Here is a 23,246-nt window from a genome sequence, read left to right on the forward strand (position 1 = left end):
AGGTATAGACATCGGTCGCTGACTTGCTGCCGAACAGATGGACGAAGAAATCGAGCGCAGAAGCGGCATTGGCGTTTGAGATTTCGAACACCTTGAGCCCGTAGTCGGTCGTGCATCTCGCATTGCTCGAATAGGTCTCGCGCAGCACCTCCGTCATCTCTTCCGAGGCGGCCTTGATCTTCTCGCAGCCTTCCCGTGCGCGGGCGAGGCCTTGCTCGGCAAGCTCGCGCCCCACGCCCGGCAAGGCGGCCTTCGAGAAATCCAACCATGGCATCCCGAAAACATTCGTTCCGTTCGGCGTCAATTTCATTTCGCTTTCACTCACGCAACATTCCCTTTCTCAAGCGAAAGCATTCCTCGCAACGCTCGCTTGCGTCACGAGAGCTCACGCTCTGTGTTCGATCAGATTTTGGATGAGCCTTGAGTTAGCCCCGACCCATACGACTTTGTGCTAAGAGAAAACGGGACTGTCGGTTCGGTTTGCGACTCTCGCCCAAACTTTTTTTGAGATTGTCAACACAAACGAAGGTATATGTGAGGAGTGCTGTGCATAACAGGAATATCCCGAGGGTTTGGGAAGTTCCTTCCCCAGCGTAAGCATTGCAAAGGAGGCCGGCGCTAGCTGCCGTTCCGATCAAGCCTGCCGGTGAGCTCTGCGATTGAAGCTCAAAAACTTCAGTGCTCGACTTCCGCAAATGGCCGATTCCGTTGAAAAAGGCAGCAGTAATGCGATGTAATGGCGCCGCCTCGGAAGCGGCCGAGCGGCGTTGTTGCCGGCCTGGGCCACACGTCGCATTTGCGACGCAGCATCGCAGTTCATGCGACCACCGAACGTGATACCCTGTCCTCCATCGTCCTCAAGCTGCGATGAGGATCGATCGAATGAAGCGGCGGGAGTTCATAGCGGCTACTGCGGCGCTGCTCGCTTCGCCGAGGCATGCGGGGGCTCAGGGGGCTCGCCGTCGACTTGGTTTTCTTGCCATAGGCGACGGGAGCGGGCAGGCCCTCAATCAGGCGGAGCGTGTGTTCCTTGAAACGCTGCGAAGTCTCGGGTGGGTGGAGGGAAAAAACCTTGCAATCGAGTATCGCTTTTCCCACCCCCCGGATCGAGTGCCAGCTGCCGCTGCCGACCTAGTTGCCTTCAATCCGGATGTACTCTTTGCAGCGGGACCTCAGGCAGCCCTGGCCATGAAATCGGCGACTTCGACCATTCCGATTGTATTCGTAGGGATAGCCGATCCTGTGCGGCTGGGCCTCGTGCAAAGCCTGTCGCGACCCGGTGGCAACATAACGGGTTTTACGACCAATGTACCCGATGATTTCCTCGCAAAACGTCTCGAAATCCTTCAGGAACTCGTACCCGGCGCCTCGAAAATCGCGCTCTTGATCAATCCGGACAATCCAATGACACGGCCATACTTGGCGGAGAAGATATCCGGCATTATCCGTCAGCTCGGTATCGTTCTGCTGATAGTTGAGGCGACCAAGGCCGACGACCTCGACGTCGCCTTTGCCTCGGCCGCCGCCCAACATGCCGATGCGATAGTGGATTTTGGCGATTCGCTCACCTATGTCGAGGCTCCGCGAATAATCGCGCTGGCGGCGAAGTATCATCTGCCGGCAAACTACATGTTCCGACAATATGCCAATGGCGGATTGTCGGTATACGGGGCCGACGTAGGCGATCTGATGCGCCGCGCGGGCAGTTACGTGGACAAGATATTAAGAGGCGCCAAACCTTCCGAGTTGCCGGTAGAGAGGCCAACCAAATTCGAATTGGTGATCAACTTGAAGATTGCAAAGGCGCTCGGCCTCACCGTGCCGCCTTCGTTGCTCGTCCGCGCCGACGATGTGATCGAATAGAGATGCTCTTTGCTGCGGCGATGCATGAGTCTGCTACTGGCCGATTCCGTTGAAAAAGGCCGGCAGTATTTCGTTGTAATAGCTCCGTCGCGACGTGGCCGGAACTGCTCTACTGACCTATGCGAGCGTCGGGGTGGGCATCGGGATCAGCTTGGCCATCTTTCGAAGGTTTTGGGCGGTGGCTGCGAGGATGAACTCGTCGCACGCGCCGTTTGGACCTCGTAAACGCAAACGGTCGAGCTTGAGAATGCGCTTGAGGTGCGCGAACAACATCTCGATCTTTTTTGCGGAGCTGGCGCGAGGTGCCTCCCCCCACGATCTCTTGGTCATTGGTCCACGCTCACCCTCAGTGTGCGGGCTAAAACGGACGTCCTTACGATTTGAGGGAAAGCAGTTTTGCGATCAGCGCGGCGGTCAGGTGGCGTGACCGTCGGGCGCGATGGCGTACACAAGCGCGCGGCGGTTATGCGCCGCCGGGTCTTGCTCGATCTCGCGGGCGGCTTGCATCGCTGCAAGAACGGTGGACCGCCGACGCGGTATTGACCGCGCCCGAGGAACAGCGATGCGGTGAAGTGATCCGCGTGGCGGATCACCTCGATCGCGCGGGTCTCGATCGCTCGAATGTCATCGGCCGATCTCCAGCGAAAGCGTTAGTGCTCGCTCGGGGGTCTGCAATGGCAACCGGAAACCGGCGTGCCCGTTCGGCTACCGATATCCCCTCGCCTTAATGATCACCAGTTGTGCAGCTTTGGGCGGCATAAGCGCGCTGGTCAGGACTTCCAGCAATGAATGAGGCGCTCGATATGAGTAGCCACTAGAAGTGCTTATTTTTGAGCAATACATCACCCTCCACTGCGCGGGGATAGTGGGCCGCCACTTCGAATGATGGTAAAAGGTCAAGAATGGCTTGCAGGGACAACTGCCCTTCGTAGAGCTCGCGGTCGCTATATTCCGTGTAGATGAAGCGCGTGTTGCTCAAGGTCTGCATGCCGCCGGCGATAACATCAGCTTCGGCTCCCTGGACATCCATCCAGATGAAATCGACCGTATTCAGCTTGGCTTCGCTGCACCAGTCGTCCAGCCGCCGCGTTTCAACCGAGACAGGGCGATCGAACCGAACCCAATCATACTCAGTAAGATGATTCTTCGGGCGGCGTATTGAGCCGGAGAGGTCCCATTCCTTCGCATCACCATCTGCATTGCTTGGATGGAAGTCGATCATCCCGTTTCGATCACTGATCGCGATTTCAAGCAGCTTCACCCTATTGAGGGATGGGCCCAGCTTCTTCTTGAAGCGTGCGATCGCTCTGGGGTCCGGCTCAAAGCAGTAGAGCTGAGCTTGCGGGCACAGGTTTAGAAACTGTTGCGTATCGGTCCCATCATTGCAGCCGATATCCAGGATGACGGGATTCGGCTTCTGAAGAAGTGAGACAATGTGCTGGTGTACTTCTACAGACGACACAGGTGCTTTTTCCATTGGGCGCGGAGATCGGGTGAATTTCGTCTTTGAAGCCGCAATCACACGCCAGACGCGCCGGCACAACGTATATCAACGTATATAATTCATATGCCCGTCAATCCCCTTGATCCATGACGGCTATTTGGATGCCATCGACATCAAGGGAATTCTGTCGGATCGGGAGATGCAGCCACTGCCCTACCCAGTGTCGGGAGACGCGCCCAACTGTGAGCCAGATCGTCGTCTCCGGTTCGCCTTTCGGGGCGGCGGAAAGATCGGCTTCGCTCGAATGTCACCTGTCGGCTATTCTCGCTGGAGCGTGTGGGCAGAGTGATCTCTCGTGCGCGGCAATAGCCAATCACCTCGATCACAGTTGCGCGAAATGTGCTCTGCCGACTGACGGTCGCCATCACAGATTCGCGGACGTAATTTGCGAGCAGCTCCGGGCGATTGCTTCCTCGGAATCATCTGTTCTTCGGAGAAGAGCGTACGCGGTCAAAGCCCCGGCGCACGGGTTGCTGCGCGCAAACAAGCCTCCGCGGCGATCGCGGCAGATCTCTTCGATATCATCCGATGATGGCCTGTCTTGCCGCCGCCTTTTACAGGAAACATCGCCTGAGTTTTCGAGATAGTTGGCATACTTGTTACTATGCGCGGCTACGTCAGATTCATCGAGCGCCGCTCTTCGATGAGTCTTGTGCACCGCACGCTTCGGCGGCGTCAGCTGTTAGATGCTGTCGTCAGACGAAGCAATCATGTGCAGCCCGGCCGCCGTCGTCGAAACACGCGGCGCTTCGATCGGTGTAACGGCCGCCCGTGCAATGTTGAGGAACCCTAGGCTTAATCCGGGTGTTTCGACGAAACGCGATGTCATTTTCCCAACAGCTTGGTGGGCTGTGTACCTGAGGGCGTTTGCTTCCGGACAAAGACACGCGCAGGCCAGACAACGATTCAGCAGAACTGCAGGCATGGATCTTCAGCTCATTTTTGGCCTGACTCTTGCTATAATTGGGCTGGTCACAATGTGCCAATCTCCAACTTGTTCAAACGCTCAGGAGAGTTGTATGAATTTCCGTCCGCTTCACGACCGCGTCGTGGTCAAGCGCATCGACGCCGATGAGAAGACCGCTGGTGGCATCATCATTCCCGACACAGCCAAGGAAAAGCCCTCGCAGGGCGAAGTCATTGCAGTTGGACCGGGCGGCCGCGATGAGACCGGCAAGCTGATTCCGATCGACATCGAGGTCGGCAACCGCGTGCTGTTCGGCAAGTGGTCCGGCACCGAGGTCAAGATCGACGGGCAGGACCTGTTGATCATGAAGGAGAGCGACATCATGGGCGTTCTCACCGACGTGTTTTCCAAGAAGAAAGCCGCCTAACCCAGCGCTCGCACAGCTCACCCCCTGACGAGCGCCCACCGGGCGCGCTGAAGGATGAGAAAATAAGAACTGAGGGAATTCTGTATGTCAGCCAAAGAAGTCAAATTCGGAGTAGACGCGCGGGATCGCATGCTGCGCGGTGTCGACATCCTCGCCAATGCCGTGCAGGTCACGCTCGGTCCGAAGGGCCGCAACGTGGTGCTCGACAAGTCGTTCGGCGCGCCTCGCATCACCAAGGACGGCGTTGCCGTCGCCAAGGACATCGAACTCGAGGACAAGTTCGAGAACATGGGCGCCCAGATGGTGCGCGAGGTGGCTTCGAAGGCGGCGGATGCTGCCGGCGACGGCACCACCACAGCGACCGTCCTGGCCGCCGCGATCGTCCGTGAAGGCGCCAAGTCGGTCGCCGCCGGTATGAACCCGATGGACCTGAAGCGCGGTATCGACCTCGCGGTCGAAGCCGTCGTCGCGGATCTCCAGAAGAACTCGAAGAAGGTCACTTCGAACGAGGAGATCGCCCAGGTCGGCACCATTTCCGCCAACGGCGATGCCGAGATCGGCAAGTTCCTCGCCGACGCCGTGAAGAAGGTCGGCAACGAGGGCGTGATCACGGTCGAGGAGGCCAAGTCGCTTGAGACCGAGCTCGACGTCGTCGAGGGCATGCAGTTCGACCGCGGTTACATCTCGCCCTACTTCGTCACCAACGCCGACAAGATGCGCGTTGAGATGGACGACGCCTACATCCTCATCAACGAGAAGAAGCTCTCCTCGCTGAACGAACTGCTGCCGCTGCTCGAGGCCGTGGTGCAGAGTGCCAAGCCGCTGGTCATCGTCGCTGAAGACGTCGAAGGCGAAGCGCTTGCCACCCTGGTCGTGAACCGCCTGCGCGGCGGTCTGAAGGTCGCGGCCGTCAAGGCTCCGGGCTTCGGCGATCGCCGCAAGGCCATGCTGCAGGACATCGCGATCCTGACCGGCGGCCAGGCGATCTCAGAAGATCTCGGCATCAAGCTCGAGAACGTCACGCTCAACATGCTCGGTCGCGCCAAGAAGGTGATGATCGATAAGGAGAACACCACGATCGTCAACGGCGCCGGCAAGAAGGCCGACATCGACGCGCGCGTGGCCCAGATCAAGGCGCAGATCGAGGAGACCACCTCGGACTATGACCGTGAGAAGCTGCAGGAGCGTCTCGCCAAGCTCGCGGGTGGCGTCGCGGTGATCCGCGTCGGCGGCGCGACCGAGGTCGAGGTCAAGGAGCGCAAGGATCGCGTTGATGACGCGATGCACGCGACCCGCGCGGCTGTCGAGGAAGGCATCCTGCCGGGCGGCGGCGTCGCCCTGCTCCGTGCCTCCGAGCAGCTCAAGGGCCTGCGCACCAAGAACGACGACCAGAAGACCGGCGTCGAGATCGTGCGCAAGGCCCTGTCCTGGCCGGCCCGCCAGATCGCGATCAACGCCGGTGAAGACGGTTCGATCGTGGTCGGCAAAGTTCTCGAGAACGAGCAGTACTCTTATGGCTTCGATGCGCAGACAGGCGAGTACAGCAACCTTGTCTCCAAGGGCATCATTGACCCGACCAAGGTCGTGCGCATCGCGGTCCAGAACGCCTCCTCGGTGGCAGCGCTGCTGATCACGACGGAAGCGATGGTTGCCGAGCTGCCGAAGAAGGCCACGGCCGGTCCTGCGATGCCTCCGGGCGCCGGCATGGGCGGTATGGACTTCTGATCGAGCCTCTCAAAATGTCGATGACATGCAAAACCCTGGCAGGAATGCCAGGGTTTTTTGCTTCGGGCGAGCTTGCAACCGTCGATAGCCCTTGCGAGCCTGGATGGGCAGACGGCGCCGAGAGCCCTAAAGGCCCAACCATTGGCCTATCCGTGTGAGCGGCGGTCTGGCCCAGACCTAATTTGCTTGGTTTGACTTTTCCTGCGGCGGCGACAGGGCCTCCGCCAAGGTAAAAACGGACCAGCAATTGTCGTTTGGCTTGCCGGGCTGCGAGAAGTCCGGCGAGACGCCGCGCTGGTAAGCCCGCAGGTCAAGATTGCGCGACCCGAGCTCGCTGCCCTGATCGACGCGGATCGTCGTCGGAGATCCGACTTCCTTGCAGGCCCTTTCCAGTCCACGACGTCGCTGCCGCGGAAGGCTCGCGCTCCGCAAATCCTAGATGCGGATCGGCTTAATGGAGTTTTCTCCGTGCAAACGGCACGAATCTTGATTCGTTTCTTTCGCACACCTTCGTAACCGTCATCAGCCTCAGGCCACCCGAGAAGAACATGAGAAAAGCCAAAGTTCTGATCGACCGCGACTTCACCATTGGTCACACGGACCCTCGTCTGTTTGGTGCTTTCATCGAACATCTGGGCCGATGCGTCTATGGTGGCATCTACGAGCCCGGCCATCGGAGCGCAGACGAGAGAGGTTTTCGGAAGGACGTGCTGGCGCTGGTGAAGGAGCTCGGCCCGACCCTCGTTCGATATCCTGGCGGCAATTTTGTCTCCGGATACAATTGGGAGGACGGCGTTGGGCCACTGGAGACGAGGCCGGCGCGTCTCGACTTGGCCTGGTTCAGCACCGAGCCGAACAGCTTCGGCACCAATGAATTCATGGACTGGTGCAGGGCCGCCGATGTCGCGCCGATGATGGCCGTCAATCTGGGGACCCGCGGCGGCGACGCTGCTCGCAATCTGGTCGAATACTGCAACCATCCCGGGGGAACTGCGTGGTCGGAGCTCCGCCGCAAGCACGGCTGGCAGACGCCCCATGGGATCAAGCTGTGGTGCCTCGGCAATGAGATGGACGGGCCCTGGCAGATAGAGCAAAAGAGCGCCGCCGCTTACGGGGCAGTTGCAAGAGAGGCGGCCAAGATGATGCGGTGGGTGGACCCTACCATCGAGCTTGCGGCGTGCGGCTCATCGTTGCGCAACATGCCTAGCTTTGGCCAATGGGAAGAAACGGTCCTCGAACACACCTTCGATTACGTCGACTACATTTCAATCCATACTTATCTCGAGAATTACAGTCAGGACACCGCATCGTTTCTCGCGAGCACCGACCTGATGGACAGCTTCATCGATGAGGTCGTCGTCCTAGCTGATGCGGTTGCGGCCAAGCGGCGCTCCAAAAAGCGTCTTATGCTGAGCTTCGACGAATGGAACGTCTGGTATCGAACGCGCAACGAGGTTGCCCCGGTGGTGGACCGCTGGCCAGTGGCACCACCCATCCTTGAGGAAATCTATACGATGGAGGACGCGCTCGCCTTCGGCGGCGCCTGCATTTCCCTGCTGAATCACGCCGATCGGGTGAAAGTTGCCTGCCTGGCGCAACTCGTGAACGTCATCGCGCCGATCATGACCAAGACAGGCGCAGGTGCGTGGCGCCAAACCATCTTCTTTCCTTTTGCGCATATGAGCCGCTTTGGTCGGGGCAGGATTTTGCGCGCACAAGTCGAGTCGGAGGCTTACTGTGCGTCGCACAACAATCCTGACGGTAGACCGGCCGAGACCTTTCCAGTGCCTGACGTGCCGTATCTCAAAATAGCGGCAGTCGCCGAACAAGGCGGCGGCTTGTCGCTCTTTCTGCTCAATCGTGATCTGAAGCAGGAGATGGAGGTGAGCGTCGAGGCCAGAAGCTTCGGTCCCCTGACAGTTCACGAGCGGCTCGAGCTCCGGCACGATGATCTGATGGCAGCAAATACCGAGAATACGCCGGACAAGGTCAAGCCGGCGCCCTTGCAAAGCGTGGCCTTTGACCGCGGGAGGTTGCAGGCGAGGCTCAAGCCGGCGTCATGGAATGTGATCTACCTGGCGGCAGACTGAGAAGATGAAGGGCTCGCGAAGGCGGCGCGCCAAAGGATCAATCACCATCGCGGTTTAGGTTCTTTCTTGAGCATGATTTCCGCGAAACCTAGCCAAGCTTCCCTTTGTCCGCCGCCATAGAAAAGGCGAGCCTCTTGGATTGATCCGAAGGTGGGACTAAGGCTTCAGCAAAGCACCGCGACGTCGCCCTCCGCACGTTGCCGTGCGGGTTGCGTGTCGCCGCATATGCGGTGGGCATTTCCGCAAAATTGCCCTGAAATCCCTGCACGATGACCACACGAAGCAGATTGATGCACCCCTTCGCCATTCGCACCATCTTATGCGATGCGATCGGTCCGGTGCATGCGAATGGCTGGAAGTCACCGAATCGTCTCATCGCGAAGCAATCCAGGAGATTTGGATGAACTTAGTGAAAACCTCTGCCATCGCATGCGCCCTTTCGGCCTTGCTTGTCGGCCCTGTCCTCGCGCAAGCACTTCCTTCCGAGTCCACGAAGCCCCACAGCGGCTTGCAAGGCAAGAAAACACAGGGCACCAAGATCGATGATGAGGTTTTGAGCGCGCACCCCGGCTCCGTGGGCGGAAAGGTGGGCATAAAATCAACTAAGGGGACTAAGGGTACGACCGGCACCACCGGCACGGCCCCGTCCAAAGCGATTATTGACGATTCGGCAAATGGTGGCAGCGCCGACACCGACTGAAGCCAGCACGTACGCCCCACAAAGCTCTGGTTGGCAACTGTGGTTGAAGGTTTTCTGCGAACAGCGGCCACGGTGAAGCGTTAGCATCCGATTCAAATCGTTCGGGATTTGCGAGAGCTGTTTGTGGCGAAACAGTCCGGCCTCCTTTCGGAGGCCGGGCGGAAGTCTGACGCTCGTTCGGCGTTCTCAAGATGAACGTGCTCTCAAAGAATTCTTAACGTCGGCGCCGTCGGGATCGGCCCAATCGCCGCTTTGCAATGTCGAAGTTGCGAGACTGGCCAGCTTTCGGCAATCGTAAGGCCGCCAGATCCACTTGAGGTCTCCGATGATGGGGTGAATTTCAAGTGGCGGCGTACCTCGCGCGTGATCGTGCCGAACAACCCGCGCTTCTGGCCGGAGACGAGGGCGCGGCGGAATTTTCGCGTTATGGCCGCGGGATATCATCGCGACCTGTGTGCCAAATAGCTGGTCGCAATCCGTCTGCCGATCGGCACCTTCGAAAAAACGCCCGAGCGTGACGACGCCGCAGTTCGGAGCAAGATCCCGCGACTTGTAACCCTGGCACCACGAGAGCCTGAGAACTTTAGCTCTCCGGAATGCGCCGGTTCGAGAGGTCCGCAAGTCTAGGGTCAGCTTATCAATGACCGAAATGGCGGAAAACTCTCGGCCCACAGGTTTGCCCTCGAGCACTGCTTGAGCTGCATAACTAAAGCGGCCTGCGGGCTCGTGAAAAGGTTCAACGAACTCTTCTAAGCTTTGGTGATCGGCCTGATCCGGCGCAGCAGCGTATTGGCATATTCCTCGCGCTCGCGGATGAAGCGCTCTTGGTGCGCTTTGAAGCTCTCGACCCGCTTCCTAATTTGATCGCGTTCGCTGCCACCATAGTCGGGCAGGCTGACGCGATCCCGGTCGATGACTTCTTTCGGTTGAGGCCGGGGCTGCCCGATCTCCACCTTCAGCGATCCGGCGAAAGCCATCGCTTCAGCGACGAGCGCATCGAGTTCGCTCTTCCAATCACGCATTGACGCTCTCCCGCGGAGTACGGCCCGTTACACAAGCCGCGACGTGGCCCGGACGCTGGTCGCGACAAAGGGCAGCCCAATCCTCATCCGCTTCTCCTTGAAAGAGGCGCCGACGATACTGCCGGCGGCCCTCCGGGTTCAAAATGCTCATTGTCAACAAATGCAGTCTAGCCCCGTGCCAGCGATCCTCTAGAGCCAAAATGCATCGTCTCCTTGTTTTGCCGTTGAGAACGCTAAGAGGCGCGACGCGGTTTCCACTGGGCCGCGAAGCGCCACATATCTTACAGATGGGAGGTGCCGAACTCGACTTATGGAGCTCTGCTGGCAATGAGGCACTTCAGTCCGACTTCGGCGGGCTCGCTGCGGCGGGCTGCGCGGCCGCCTGGGGTGCCCGGCCGACGACGACGGTAAGGAGGCCCTGACCCCACAGGCGTTTGGCAGCCTGCTTGGCGTCGTCCATCGTCACGGCATCGATGATGGCGTTGCGCTTTTCGATATAGCCGATCGGCAGCTTGTCCTGCTGATACTGCAACAGCTCCTGCGCGAGCTTGGAGGAAGAGTTGAGCTCCAGCATCTGCGAGCCCTTGAGGTAGGACTTGGCCTCGTCGAGCTCCTTCTGCGTCGGTCCCGCCTGGGCGATCCGGCGGACCTCTCTCTCGACGGCGTCGATGCTGACGCCGGCGCGGTCGGCGCGCGTGCCAGTATTGCCGATGAAGAGCGCCGAATGCTCCATCCACAGCAGCGATTCGTAAACGGAATAGGCCAGCCCGCGCTTCTCGCGGACCTCGCGAAAGAGCCGGGAGGACAATCCATCACCGCCGAGGATGTGGTTGACGACGTAGGCGGCCATGAAGTTGGGATCGCTGCGCTTCACGCCGGGGCCACCGAAGGCGATCACCGTCTGCGGCACGTCGAGCGTCACGAAGGCGCGTTGCGGCGGCTTTGCGGCCTCGACGTCGGGGACCGGCGTGAGATTGGCCTTGGCGGGCAGGCTGCCAAACGTCTTGTCGAGCAGCTGGCCGAGCGTTACCGGGTCGACGTCGCCGACGACCGCGACCTTCAACGTATCCTTGGCTAGCACGCGGCCGACGTAATCCTTCATGTCGGCGACCGTGATGTTCGGCACGCTTTCCAGCGTGCCGCTGGTCGGCCGCCCATATGGATGATCTCCGAAGGCGATCTCCCAGAACTTGCGGCCGGCAAGCGCGGTCGGATTGGTGGTGTCGCGGCGCAGGCCGGATATGACCTGGGAACGGATGCGCTCGACATCCGCGGTGTGGAAATGCGGCGAGGTTAGCGCCATCCTGAGCAGGTCGAAACCCTCGTCCTTGTTGTCGCGGAGCATGCGCAGGCTGCCGCGGAACGTGTCGCGGCTAGCACTGAAGGAGAGTTCGATGGCGCGGCGGTCGAGCCGTTCATGGAAGCTCTTGGAGTCGAGATTGTCGGAGCCCTCGTCGAGGAGCTCGCCGACGAGATTGGCGACGCCGGGCTTGTCCTTGGGATCCTGCGCCGAGCCGCCGGCGAAGGAATATTCCATGGCGATCAGCGGCACCGTTGCGTCCTGCACGAACCAGGCTTCGATGCCGCCCGGCGAGATCAGGTGCTGGATCTTGGCCGCCGCCTGCGAGGGCGAGATGGATGCCAAGGAGAGCGTCACGGAGGTCACGACGGAGAGCGCGATGCCGCGCATGCGGAGGAACGGATAGGTCACGAACGCTTCTCCTCGCGCTTGGCGGTGGCGGTGGCGGTATCCTTGATCAGGTAGCCGGTGACCGAGCGCTTCTTATCGAGCCATTTTTGCGCGGCGGCGCGCACCTGTTCGGCGGTGACGGCGCGGATGCGATCCGGCCAGCTGCGGATGTCCTCGGTGGACAGGCCTATCGTCAACGCTCTGCCATACAAGATCGCCAACACCGCCTGATCGTCTTGGGCGTAGATTGCCCGGGCGATGAGCTGGGTCTTGACCCGCTCGAGATCCTCGGCGCCAATCGGCTTCTTTACGATGTCCGCGATGACGTCGTCGATCACCTGCTCGACCTCCGCGAAGCTGACACCCTGCTTGGGCGAGGCCGAGATCGAGAACTGGCTCGGGTCGAGCGAGATGTCCCAATAGCTGGCGCTGGCCGAGACCGCGAGCGGCTTGTCGACGACGAGCGCGCGGTAAAGATAAGAGTTGTAGTCCCTGCCCAACAGTTGCGCGAGCACGTGGAGCGCGGCGCTCTCGCCGGCTGCGGCGGTCATCGCCGAGGGCACCACATAATGGCGGTGCACGCTGGGCTGCTCGACGCGCGGATCCGACAGCGTAACGGTGCGCGGAGCGGCCGGCTCCGGCTCCTGCGGACGGATGCGTTGCGCGGGGATCGCCGGCTGTGCCGGGATCGGACCGAAATTGCGCTCGACCAGCGGGCGCACGTCGGCGACCTCGACGTCGCCGGCGATCACCAGGATCGCGTTGTTCGGCGCATAGAAGCGGCGGTAGAAAGCCAGCGCATCCTCGCGATCCAATTTTTCGATCTCTTGCCGCCAACCGATGATTGGCCGTCCATAGGGATGATTGAGGTAGAGTGCCCTCTGAATTTGCTCGCTCAGCCGCGCCGCGGGACTGTTGGCAACGCGCATGTTGCGTTCTTCGAGCACGACGTCGCGCTCGGGCAGCACGTTGTCGTCCTTGAGCACGAGCCCGGTCATGCGATCGGCCTCGAATTTCATCATGGTCGGCAACTGCTCGCGCGGCACCTGCTGATAGTAGTTGGTGTAGTCGACCGAGGTTGAGGCGTTCTCGTTGCCTCCGGTGCGATGCACCGTCTGGGAGAATTCGCCGACCGGATGCTTCGAGGTGCCCTTGAACATCAGGTGCTCGAGGAAATGTGCGAGCCCCGATTTGCCCGCCGTCTCGTCTGCGGAGCCTACCTTGTACCAGATCATCTGCGTCACCACCGGTGTGCGATGGTCCGGGATCACGACCACCTGCAGGCCGTTGTCAAGCGTAAAGCTGGAGAGCCTCACGGAGCTCGAAGGAGCCTCGGCTGACATGCCATCTGTCAAGAAGGCGCAGGTCAGGGCCAGCGCTAGAAGGCACGCGACCGATCGAGATGAAGATGTCGGCCGCCTTGACAGCACTCGAACTGGAACGAAAGCACGGTGGGGCGGGTGGTTGGACGCGGCATTGTTATCGGCATGGTTCGTCCGCCGCTGGAGTGGCACGAGTTTTTGCAAGCTCCATTGCAGTTGTTTCTGGATGAGGAATGAGATCATGATCAATGTCATCTATCTGCTGCTCCATTCTTTGGATATCGCCAGGTCGCGCTTGCTCGAGGGTATTATCCTGGTCCGGCGGCGTCGCCGGCCAACCCAAAGCATTAGTCGTGCCAAGAAGGAACTCTTTGAATTACAACTTGGCCGCCCAAAGCAGCCTGTTCGCATCTTCACACATCGTCGCACCTCGGACACGGTGCGCGCGCTTTGCAACAAGTCTGGCTATCGAGAGGTCTCTTGCTTGCGGAGCGGGGTTGGACCCGCCTAGCGCTCGCAGTTGAGCGACAGATCATTTTGGTTCGTTGGTGCTGCGCGTATGTCCGCGCTATGCCGAACAGCCACGGAGTGGCGGTGAACATGATTTAAATGCCATATGTCAGTAAGCCTCCGAGGGAAGACGCTTTGCGGCGGGCTGGCCCGATGGTTGAGAACTGTACGTATGGACTGCCCATACGATCCGTTCGCTGAATCGGCTTGAAGTGGTCGATACAAATAGACCGACATCTGAGCTTTCTTCTTCGCGACCATGCCTGCCTCACAATCCGAGATCGTCGCCGGGACCTGGACATGACAGTTGTCGAGGATCGAGTTGTTTGGCCCGTAGACCTTCTTGATCTGGTTCAGCGACTGGGCGATCAGAAAACTCTTGATGCCGTAACCAGCCATGAAGGCGAGCGCCGACTCAAAGAAATCGAGCCGGCCGAGCGCCAGGAAGTCGTCGAGCATCAGGAGGAGCCGGCGCCGCCTGGCCTTGGCCTGGAGATGCTCGGTCAGGCGGCGGCCGATCTGGTTGAGGATCAGCCGGATCAGCCGCTTGGTGCGGTTAATGTCCGATGGCGGTACGACGAGGTACAGCGTGGTCGCTCGGTCTCCGCCGACGATGTCACTAATCCGCCAGTCGCAGCGTCGCGTCACCTCGGCCACCACGGGATCTCGATAGAGGCCGAGGAACGACATCGCGTTGCTCTCAGGACACCGGAGCGCTCGTTGCCGGACTTGTTCAGCAGTTCGCGCGCGGCGGAGGCAACGACCGGATGGACGCCGGCCTCGCCGAGATGCGCGGTCAGCATCATCGCCGCAAGCGTCGATTCGATCGGCCGCTAGGGATCGGACAGGAAGGCTGCGACGCCGGCGAGCGTCTTGTCCTCCTCGGCGTAGAGGACGTGGAGAATCGCGCCAACCAGGAGCGTGTGACTGGTCTTCTCCCAATGGTTTCGCTTCTCGAGGCTGCCTTTCGGGGTCGACGAGGATGTCGGCAATGTTCTGGACATCGCGCACCTCCCGCTCGCCGTGCCTAACCTCCAGCAACGGGTTGTAGGCTGATGACTTCGCATTGGTCGGATCGAAGAGAAGTACGCGGCCGTGCCGGGCACGGAAGCGCTGCCAGTTCTCGCCCTTGATGTCGTGTGCGATCGCAGATCCTGGCCAAGTCAGCAGCGACGGGATGACGAGGCCGACGCCTTTGCCGCTCCGGGTCTGCGCGAAGCACAAGATATGCTCCGGTTCGGAGGGCAGAATGCGCGAGCGGCGCGTCCGCGCGACCACTCCACGACAGATGCACGTCGCGCATTAGAGCCTACCTTGCAAATTATTCGGCGATGAAGGGACTGTCGGAAGCTCCGATTGTAAAACTTGAGACAATTAGTCAGCAAGATGACGCAACAAATCGACGAAATTCCTGCAAAACATACGAATTCAGTTCGGCACGCGGGTTGCTTCCTTCGGTGCATCATCACCTAACGCAGTGCGGTGATTTTCGGAGCGGATCTGGCGCGCGTTACCGCGAGTGTCAGTCTGCTCCGACTATTTGCCGTGCGGCGATATCTTAGGATGCCGGTGTGGACCGGGAAAGTGCAGGGTCTTTGATGAAATCGAGAGTTCTTCTGTTGGGTGCCACGACAATTGCAGTCATGGCCAGCGGTGCGGCCAACGCGCGCCTTGAGCCAGAACCGAAGCTGCCGCTGGTCGTATGGAACTGGTCGGGTGGCTATATCGGCGGACACATCGGCGGTGGGTACGGCCGAACCTCCTTCAGCAATCCCTACGGTCCATCGATCTATGGCGGTATCGTGGAAAGCCCGGCATTTCTTGCGGGTGGCCAGATCGGCTACAATTGGCAGAACAGCAGCTGGGTGTTTGGCGTCGAACTGGATGCCAGCGCTGTCGTTTCCGAAGGCACAAATACCTGCCTCGCTCATTCGGGCCTGGTTGTGAGCGCAAACTGCATCGCAGGTCCCAACCTCTTCGCCACCGGGACTGGCCGAATTGGTTACGCCTTTGGCGCACTCGGCCACACGCTGGCGTATCTCAAAGGAGGCGTAGCCTGGCAAAACAATAGAGGCGATGTCGTCAACAACTTTGAAGCCGGCTACGTGCCTCAGGAGAAAACCCATTTCGACTATGGTCGTCTCGGTGGCGTCATCGGGCTGGGCATCGAGCAAGCGATTGCGCCTGCATGGTCGGTGAACGTCGAGTATGACTATCTGCACTTTGGCGGACCGGGCGTCGCGACGGCTTCGACAGTGCAGTTTCCGCCGTTTGCGATTCTGCCGGCGAACACAACCAGCCTGTCCAGCAACTACCACATCGGAAGGATTGGCCTTAACTACCATTTCGACGCCGACCTAAACGGCGCAGAATGGTCTAATGCTCCGCTCTACACGAAGGCACCCACGAGCGTGCAGCCCATCCCCTACGCGCCCGGCTGGTCATTCGAAGGCGGCTCGCGGCTCTGGCTCAGCCGGGGAAGATTCCAGTGGGATCACAGCGCAGCGGACCAAGACCAAGATCCCGGCTTGCTGATATCAAGGCTCACGTATCATGGACTGGACGGATTCTCCGGGGAGTCATTTGGCCGTGTTGACAGTCCCTTGGGAGTGTTCCTGAAGAGCAACCTTGGTATCGGGGGCTTCAACAAAGGGAAAATGAACGATGAAGATTGGGTGCCCCACAAGGGACGGTCCTACCAGAACACCCTTTCAGGTCAGACAAATGGAAGGTTCACATATTACACAGCCGACGTCGGTTACGATTTCCTGCGCAGCACCAACTACAAAGTCGGTGGATTCATAGGCTGGACCTATTACGGCCAGAGCTCGGACTCGATCGGTTGCGTTGAGTTCGCTAATCCGCGGCATCGATGTCTGAAGCCCGGTGACAACAGGATCGTTGGCAGCGAGGATACTCAATGGAATGCGCCTCGGATCGGCCTGAGCGCCGAAACCATGCTGACCGAGCGTTGGCGCTTGAACGCTGATGTCGCTTACCTGCCCTGGACTGATTTCATCGGGCGAGACAATCACCTCCTGCGTCCCGAGACCACGTTCACGGAACAACGCGGCAATGGTGGCGGCGGCGTCCAGCTTGAAGGCGTGCTGTCCTACTTCGTCACCAGCAACATCAGCGTCGGCTTTGGTGGCCGCTATTGGGCCATGTGGACCAAAAGGGACGCCGGGTCCATGCACTGCGGTAACGGCTGCATCGAGCACTCGCCCTCATTTGCGAAGTACAGTATGGAGCGCTGGGGTACATTCTTTCAGGCCTCATACAAGTTCGACTCAAAGACTTGATCTTGGCCAGCTCGAGACTGCCTCTCGAGCCATCCGAAGCTTCTGGCGAGCATCAACGTGGGCGCAATAGCACCCCGGAATCGACTGGCCGGTGCCGCTGCGGTCCTGCATCGTGCATCAGAGCTGTTTCGCGGCGAGGCGGGGCGACCGGAGCTCTAGCTCTTCCCTCGCTGGCACGGCCATCGTCGACCGCCGCGCGGCGGAGGTCCCGAGCAGTCAGATGCAGGATCCACGTCTCCTCGATAAAAACCAACCGCGCGACGTCGATCCTGCCTTGATGTGCTTTCCAGAGGATCCGCCTAGCCTCGCGCTCGATCTCCATACCGTTCCGCCCATCAACGGCCGCTTCATCGCAACGCAGGCCGTCGGGGTATTTCTTGCCACTTCATCGATCATCACAACGCCGATCCCCGGCCATTCAAAATGGACCAAGTCCGCCGACGACATCCTCGCTTCCATCTATATCACGTATCGCCTCGCTATGCTGGCGATCGGTGCATGACGGATCTCTCCCCAAGCGGCTCTCTTTGGGACGAAACACCAATCGACAACCTGAGTGAGTCTTGAGGAGAATGGGAGGTCACTGAAACGAGCGTGCGCCTCCCATAGGTCATATCGACAAGACGCATCTTGATGGGAGCCCGCGCAGCGGCCACAATAAAATGCCGGTCCAGACAACCTGCTTATACTGCGCTTGCATCCACACTATACCAATGTGTAGCCGAGCTAGCCACGGGGATGAATTGGCACGAAGCGCGGCCGGGATCATTGTGGGCCTTATGGCTATGTACACTCAGGTTTACGCCCAATGCGGGGAGGCGCAGGAACGCACAGCTGAAGGTCGTGCAGCTGCACTATACTCCAGTTTGATCGCTGACCTCAGTCAGCTGAATTTCGCAGACGCGGATGACCGCCGAGCATTCCCTCCGACCCTACACAGCATGTTGGCAAAGCATGGACTGTTCGGGCTCACCACACCAGGAGAGCACGGCGGATTAGCTCTTCCCTTGCAAGAGGCCATCAACCTCATCTCCGCCACTGCATCCTTCGATGTCTCCGCTGCCTCTACGCTCGTTATCCATAACTTCCTGGCCTTGCCCTGCATCGAAGCGGCACCGCACATCCCCGAACAAAAAAATATCATTAGGGGTGCAACACGCGGCGATCTCTGCGCTTTCGCTTTGACGGAGCCTGGAGCTGGCTCTGCGCCGAGGCATATAGAGGCTTCGGCTCTCATGCGCGAAGATAAAGTTCGTATCTCTGGCCGCAAGATCTGGATCGGCCTCGCTGACTGGGCTCGCTGGATCGTTTGCTTTGCGCGCGCGTCTGGTGCCGATGCGAAAGGCCGGCTCGTTGGTGTACTCGTTGACAGGCAGGCTCCAGGCCTAAAGGTCACGCACGAGCATCGCACACTCGGTCTACGTGGCATTATTCAGAATAGTCTGGAGTTCCAGGATGTCGAGGTGCCGCGTGCTTACGTGCTCTCTCGCGATCAAGACGGCTGGGGCGCGGCGGCATCTAGTATGAACCGCGGCCGTATCGGTGTGGCTGCTATGGGCCTTGGAGCGCTTGAGCGCGCTATCCAGGTCGCAGCCTCTTATGCAAGCCATCGTCGACTCGGTAAACTGCGCATGATCGAGAACAGCTACATCGAGCAGTTATTTGGGCAGATGGTGCTGCGGCGGGAAGTCGTGAAGGCGATGCTGGCCGCATCCTGCCGACTTGTTTCAGCGCAGGGCGCGCCCAACGTCCACCTTGCGTCGGCAACGAAGGTTTTGTCCTCGGAGTGGTGCGGCCTTGTCGCTGATCAATGTGTCCAGCTGTTAGGTGGCCGTGGTTACGATGAGGGAACGCCTTTAGCCAAGATCTATCGAGACGCTCGCATCCTCCGCATCTTCGAAGGTCCGACTGAGGCGCTCCTATCACATCTCGGCCGCTGCCTCCTCTCAAGAGCCACGCGTGACGAGATAGCCGATCTCTTTCGGTCTGTTGGTGCGGCATCAGTCCATGCTGCTGCAATTGAGCAACTCTCTGGGCTCAATGAGACAGACGGTGCCGTACTGATCTATGCGGGTTGGCTCACCACACTGGGACTGGCACAGGCTGTCATGTCTGCTGGTTGCTTCTCTGCCTCAGATTGCGCCTCAGCAGCGGCTGACCTGGTCAGTTCCGAATTAGCAACTCTCCGTACTCGCGCGCCGGCACGGCAATCTTTCGAAGCCCGCAATCGGGCCAGCCGGACTCTGACCACCTTCCTTCAAGACGCGGCTTGTTCGATTCGCTCACCTGTCCTCACAGATGATTACCTCAAATTGGTGCAGTATGTCTGACATCTAGCGGATGCCGCACGTCTTTCCACGTGGTAGTGCCGCGCGCGACGACGTAGCTGCGGAAAGCCGAGGCGTCGCCGAGCACTGCCACCTTCTGAATCCGGCAGGCTCTGCTATGAGGCCTTAGCCCGAGCTCGCTCCCGGGCAACGCGCCGGCGCTGACGGCATCCACGTCGGCCGGCGGCCGCAGCAAAGGAGCAGCCGGCACCGCCTCCTCGGCCGGCTGCGGCTCGACAACGGTGGGCCGCCACCATGAACTTGAGCACGTTCCGCCCATTGTCGTGATGGCCAGCCGCCGTTTCGGGGTCTCCTATGTTCGATACTGACGCCACCGTGCTTTGGCCCCAGCCGCCTGCGATAGGGATCGCGTTTTCCAGATCTTTCTCGTAATGCGCCCGAGAAACGCCATGTACCACTCTTGTTCGTACGTCGGCCTAAACAACGACGCAGTGCCGCCCCACACGCAAAAGCCCAAGCCCTTCAGTTTGCCTTACAAGGCGGACAATCTTCAGGACTGCTCTTTTTGAAATGAAGGAAGTTACAGACGTCATAATACCCTGCTTCATTCAAGCGGAAGCCAAAGGTCGATATGCGGTTCTTCAGAAAGAGCGGATCGAAAGCGAACGCCTGAAAACCGTTGGAGCAGTCCAAGCGGACATAGTCATCGGTACGCACCACGCCCTGAACGTTGATGCCGCAAAGATTGTAGTATTCCAGGCGAGCTACGGTTGCCGTCTCGCTAGTTGAAAAGAGCGACAAAGCGAGATCAAAGGGCGCCTGGCACACCCGTGCGAGAAACTCCATTGGCGCATCCATCGTACCAAGAAAATTAAACGGCAATATACAAAGTACCCTTCCGTCATATCGCCGCATTATCTCACCTATCAGCCGCGTTCTTTTGAAGAACTTGTTAGCCTCACAGCGGATAACTGCTCCATTTCCCTTTTTTAACCGTCGTGCACGAGGTGGGTTTATGTCGATCCCAAGGTAGTCATTGTCAGCCTTTTTGACGCCGATGAGGCGATAGCAACTACAACCTACCTCAATGATCAAATCGTATCGGTTCGAACACAAGAGATCGAGATAGAAGACTCTCTCACAGTCATGGAACTGACGCACCTGAGCGGTGAAGTAGTTCGGACGCATGAGACGTATCCCTTCGTCGCCCAGATAGATCGCTCGATTGACTTGCCGGGAGTGGAGGGCGGATGAGTTCACGGGTGCCTCATATCATCTCGTTCGGCTGAAGCATACACCCTACGGCACCGCCGTCCGATCGCGGTGGTCAGTTCATCGCTCAGCATTTTCGCGGCTGAAGCCACATCCCCAACTGTTTGCTCGGGGCAGATCAGGTCGACCACCGTACCCGGCGGAGTCCAACTCTCGGGCAGATCCGTTACGTCAATAGTAATAAGATCCATCGAAACGAAGCCGACGATTGGCACACGGGTACCACATACGAAGACGTGCCCCCGATTGCCCAGAATACGCGGAAACCCGTCTCCATAACCAATGGACGCTGTAGCGACACGCATCCGCCTCTTCACTGTGTAGGACCTGTGGTATCCGATAGCTTCCCCCTGCTTCACTTTGCGACATTGAATGATTTGCGTTCGCAGACGGACGACTTGCGATGGCTTGAAGTCGGGATCATCGGAGGTCGAGAAGCCGAAAATCCCTCCACCCGATCTTATGAGGTCAAAATGAAATTCACTTCCGGCGAATAGTCCCGCCGAGTTCGATAGTGACAGAATAGCTTTCGGAAACAAATGGGTCAGTTCGCGGAACCGATCTAATTGCTGAAGACTGACCTCATTTCGCAACTCCGCGCAGGCGAGTTGACTCATGAACAACGCTATAGGCAACTCCAACAGCCCGTTTTCATCGTCGGCGAGTTTCTGCAACTCATCAATAGGAAACCCTAGTCGGGACAAGCCCGTGTCGACATGAATACCCGCTGGCAACGCCCGATTGCGAAATCGGCAATGCCGAAGCCATGCATCCAATTGTTCGCTGCTATTCAGGATTGGCAATAAATCATGCTGCTCGGCAGCCAGCTCCATACCTGGCATAACGCCGTGAAGCAGGTAGATCCTCGCAGATGATGGCAGCACATCCCGCACGGCGATACCTTCCTCCACATCGGCTACGAAGAAATGCCTGCAGCCAATGCGAGCGAGAAACGGCGCTATACGCGCCGCGCCAAGACCGTAGGCGTCTGCCTTGACAACTAAGCCGCAAGCGCTGTACGGCGCAAGCGCCTGAAACCTCCGATAATTGGATTCAATGGCGCTGAGATCAACAATCATGGTCGATCTCGAGGTAACGCCATAACCGGTATCCGCAAAATTATGAGAGAGGTTGGCTTCGATACCAATCGTATCCGGCATATGCCTTCCCCTCATGTCGCGCCGACATGTCGATACGGAGAATACAGGGATCGTACTGCCTCTTCCGCACACGCGGGCCCAAAACGAAACCCGTTACCCGCACCACCACCAATGACATGCAGACCGGCGACATCTCTGGCTGGACGGGAGAACGGGACACCATCGTCAGAATAGCAGTCGCAAAACACGCGCACTGACGCCACCGCGGGAACGTCAGAGGAAAACCATTTTGCAAGTATTGCGGTTGCACGCGCCAGATCATCCGAGCTGACGCGCAGCCCATTGATGTCGGGCCTCACATCCCATTCCTGCGAGGTAAAACTGAACAACCAATATCCTTGCTCAATCATGGGAATGAGGAAAGCGTAGTCGTCGAACAAGCCGATCATTGGACAGTTTGGGGTGGGGCGCGCCGCCAGGTGAAGCGCGACGACTTTTTTAACTCGCAATCGCGGTTCGTCTGTAAGATGCCGACGCAATGGTGACTCTGGTAACCAGGGGCCAATTGCGAGGATGGCCCGCCTTGCCGAGAGTTCGCTGTCATGAGAGGTCTGAAGAAGAATATCGCTTGGTCCCTGCCATATCCTTTCAATTGAACTGCCCTCGTAAATCGAAATCCCGACGGTCTTGAGCCTTTGGGCCAGATCCTGAAGAATGGAATCGACTGGGCAGTACGACCCCCGATCCAGCGACACGGCCACGTCGGGCGGAACTAAAAATCGCGGCAGCGAGGAAAGTCTCTCGGCCAGCGCGAAAGATGTTGATGGGGTGGTACCGCCCACGCTGCTCCGTCGCGCGAGTTCGTTGGGATCGCGCGTCAGCCAAAACACATCACAGTCTCGGCCATTGGGCCAATGGGGATAGACCTCTCGCCAGAATTTCGAACCACGATTGATGAGGCTCCTTTCCTTCTCGTTCCGACAAATGTTGATTTGGATTCCGGGGGCCAACCCACTGGCACCTGCCCCAACGATATCCCGTTCGAAGATGGCGATTCTCTTCTTCGGGCTATCGCTCGCTGCGATGAAGGCGGCAGTGAGCCCCATGACGCCGGCACCGATGACCGCTAAGTCATAGATCCTGTCGGTCATCGGGTTTCTTTCCAGGAGATGGACAAGGCGCTCAGAACTTCGCTGCCGCGATTTTCCAAATAATGGGTTCGATCTGGTCGCAGAAACACAAGATCCCCTGACTTGACGGCCAACTCACCATCATCGGTCATCACCTGACCGTGGCCGCTCGTGATTCGCCAGATCTCGGTGGAAGGATGGGAATGAGGCGTCGACACCGCGAATGGATCGAGCCGGAATTCGATGAGTTCAACCGGACAAGTGGTCTTGGGATCACCTATTCCCTTGACGTCCTGTATTAGTACACCAGGGCTATAGACCGTTATGTCGCCTAAGGTCATCAGCTGCGCATTCTTCATGATCTACTCCCAATAAGTCCTGCTGGATCGCGGCA

The 23,246-nt window shown here is 58.9% G+C and carries 19 protein-coding genes and 2 pseudogenes; 9 read left to right on the top strand and 12 right to left on the bottom strand.

The genetic code is table 11. The annotated features are described in order from the left end of the window. Window positions 1–265: hypothetical protein (locus BLV07_RS43285; protein ID WP_091898733.1), on the bottom strand; the 265-nt coding region annotated here is incomplete at its 3' end. Window positions 266–882: 617 nt separating this feature from the next. Here BLV07_RS43285 and BLV07_RS43290 point away from each other — a divergent pair. Next, window positions 883–1,863 carry an ABC transporter substrate-binding protein gene (locus BLV07_RS43290; RefSeq protein WP_091898734.1) on the top strand — a complete coding sequence of 327 codons (981 nt, stop codon included), beginning with the start codon at window positions 883–885 and terminating at the stop codon, window positions 1,861–1,863. A gap of 117 nt (window positions 1,864–1,980) precedes the next feature. On the opposite strand, the pseudogene BLV07_RS50560 reads toward BLV07_RS43290, so the two are convergent. Then, window positions 1,981–2,148 (bottom strand): annotated as a pseudogene (locus tag BLV07_RS50560) (transposase); the annotation flags it as partial. A 529-nt stretch (window positions 2,149–2,677) separates the two neighbouring features. Beyond that, the gene (locus tag BLV07_RS43300; protein ID WP_091898736.1) at window positions 2,678–3,325 is read right to left on the bottom strand and encodes an FkbM family methyltransferase; all 648 of its coding nucleotides are present in this window, start codon (window positions 3,323–3,325) and stop codon (window positions 2,678–2,680) included. Between the two features lie 1,061 nt (window positions 3,326–4,386). Between BLV07_RS43300 and BLV07_RS43305 the strand changes: the two genes are divergently transcribed. Continuing rightward, entirely contained in the window at window positions 4,387–4,701 is a 315-nt protein-coding gene (locus BLV07_RS43305; protein WP_091898696.1) for a co-chaperone GroES, read from the top strand. 84 nt (window positions 4,702–4,785) lie between these two features. Further along, entirely contained in the window at window positions 4,786–6,426 is a 1,641-nt protein-coding gene (gene groL, locus BLV07_RS43310) for a chaperonin GroEL (protein ID WP_091898698.1), read from the top strand. Window positions 6,427–6,666: 240 nt separating this feature from the next. On the opposite strand, the pseudogene BLV07_RS49495 reads toward groL, so the two are convergent. Further along, a pseudogene (locus BLV07_RS49495) lies at window positions 6,667–6,840 on the bottom strand (IS3 family transposase); the annotation flags it as partial. A gap of 134 nt (window positions 6,841–6,974) precedes the next feature. Here BLV07_RS49495 and arfA point away from each other — a divergent pair. Continuing rightward, a complete protein-coding gene (gene arfA, locus BLV07_RS43320; protein ID WP_091898702.1) occupies window positions 6,975–8,516 on the top strand; it encodes an arabinosylfuranosidase ArfA in 1,542 nt (513 codons plus the stop codon). 400 nt (window positions 8,517–8,916) lie between these two features. Next, complete coding sequence (locus BLV07_RS43330) at window positions 8,917–9,216, top strand: hypothetical protein (RefSeq protein ID WP_091898706.1); 300 nt, start codon at window positions 8,917–8,919, stop codon at window positions 9,214–9,216. 749 nt (window positions 9,217–9,965) lie between these two features. Here BLV07_RS43330 and BLV07_RS43335 read toward each other — a convergent pair. The 3 genes from BLV07_RS43335 to BLV07_RS43345 all read right to left on the bottom strand — a co-directional run bounded on the left by BLV07_RS43335 (window position 9,966) and on the right by BLV07_RS43345 (window position 13,271). After that, entirely contained in the window at window positions 9,966–10,238 is a 273-nt protein-coding gene (locus tag BLV07_RS43335; RefSeq protein ID WP_091898707.1) for a hypothetical protein, read from the bottom strand. Window positions 10,239–10,575: 337 nt separating this feature from the next. Then, complete coding sequence (locus BLV07_RS43340) at window positions 10,576–11,949, bottom strand: M16 family metallopeptidase (RefSeq protein ID WP_091898709.1); 1,374 nt, start codon at window positions 11,947–11,949, stop codon at window positions 10,576–10,578. Beyond that, window positions 11,946–13,271 carry a M16 family metallopeptidase gene (locus tag BLV07_RS43345; RefSeq protein WP_244551421.1) on the bottom strand — a complete coding sequence of 442 codons (1,326 nt, stop codon included), beginning with the start codon at window positions 13,269–13,271 and terminating at the stop codon, window positions 11,946–11,948. The genes BLV07_RS43340 and BLV07_RS43345 overlap by 4 nt, the downstream gene beginning before the upstream one ends. Window positions 13,272–13,491: 220 nt before the next feature. On the opposite strand from BLV07_RS43345, the gene BLV07_RS47145 reads away from it, so the two are divergent. Next, window positions 13,492–13,761: a hypothetical protein gene (locus BLV07_RS47145; RefSeq protein ID WP_143035704.1), complete on the top strand. Its 270-nt coding sequence runs from the start codon at window positions 13,492–13,494 to the stop codon at window positions 13,759–13,761. Here BLV07_RS47145 and BLV07_RS43350 read toward each other — a convergent pair. Beyond that, entirely contained in the window at window positions 13,758–15,038 is a 1,281-nt protein-coding gene (locus BLV07_RS43350; protein WP_244551422.1) for a type IV secretory system conjugative DNA transfer family protein, read from the bottom strand. The two genes, BLV07_RS47145 and BLV07_RS43350, sit on opposite strands and share 4 nt — an antisense overlap. 293 nt (window positions 15,039–15,331) lie before the next feature. Between BLV07_RS43350 and BLV07_RS43355 the strand changes: the two genes are divergently transcribed. The 3 genes from BLV07_RS43355 (at window position 15,332) to BLV07_RS43365 (ending at window position 19,392) form a co-directional block, all read left to right on the top strand. Then, on the top strand, window positions 15,332–17,062 hold the full coding sequence (locus BLV07_RS43355) for an outer membrane beta-barrel protein (protein ID WP_244551423.1): 1,731 nt from the start codon (window positions 15,332–15,334) through the stop codon (window positions 17,060–17,062). A 220-nt stretch (window positions 17,063–17,282) separates the two neighbouring features. Further along, window positions 17,283–17,564: a hypothetical protein gene (locus BLV07_RS43360; protein WP_143035705.1), complete on the top strand. Its 282-nt coding sequence runs from the start codon at window positions 17,283–17,285 to the stop codon at window positions 17,562–17,564. A 283-nt stretch (window positions 17,565–17,847) separates the two neighbouring features. Further along, window positions 17,848–19,392 carry an acyl-CoA dehydrogenase family protein gene (locus tag BLV07_RS43365; protein WP_210187858.1) on the top strand — a complete coding sequence of 515 codons (1,545 nt, stop codon included), beginning with the start codon at window positions 17,848–17,850 and terminating at the stop codon, window positions 19,390–19,392. 480 nt (window positions 19,393–19,872) lie between these two features. Here BLV07_RS43365 and BLV07_RS43370 read toward each other — a convergent pair whose 3' ends face one another. From BLV07_RS43370 to BLV07_RS43385, 4 genes are read right to left on the bottom strand one after another with little or no spacing between them, the layout of a single operon-like run. Beyond that, window positions 19,873–20,610: a hypothetical protein gene (locus BLV07_RS43370; RefSeq protein WP_244551425.1), complete on the bottom strand. Its 738-nt coding sequence runs from the start codon at window positions 20,608–20,610 to the stop codon at window positions 19,873–19,875. Continuing rightward, on the bottom strand, window positions 20,607–21,782 hold the full coding sequence (gene alr / locus BLV07_RS43375; protein WP_244551426.1) for an alanine racemase: 1,176 nt from the start codon (window positions 21,780–21,782) through the stop codon (window positions 20,607–20,609). Before alr ends, BLV07_RS43370 begins: the two co-directional genes overlap by 4 nt. Before the next feature lie 11 nt (window positions 21,783–21,793). After that, window positions 21,794–22,873: an NAD(P)/FAD-dependent oxidoreductase gene (locus BLV07_RS43380; RefSeq protein ID WP_091898721.1), complete on the bottom strand. Its 1,080-nt coding sequence runs from the start codon at window positions 22,871–22,873 to the stop codon at window positions 21,794–21,796. Continuing rightward, on the bottom strand, window positions 22,870–23,211 hold the full coding sequence (locus tag BLV07_RS43385; protein ID WP_091898723.1) for a cupin domain-containing protein: 342 nt from the start codon (window positions 23,209–23,211) through the stop codon (window positions 22,870–22,872). Before BLV07_RS43385 ends, BLV07_RS43380 begins: the two co-directional genes overlap by 4 nt. Window positions 23,212–23,246: the final 35 nt, after the last annotated feature.

The sequence above is a fragment of the Bradyrhizobium sp. Rc2d genome (assembly GCF_900099855.1).
In the GTDB taxonomy this organism is placed as follows: domain Bacteria; phylum Pseudomonadota; class Alphaproteobacteria; order Rhizobiales; family Xanthobacteraceae; genus Bradyrhizobium.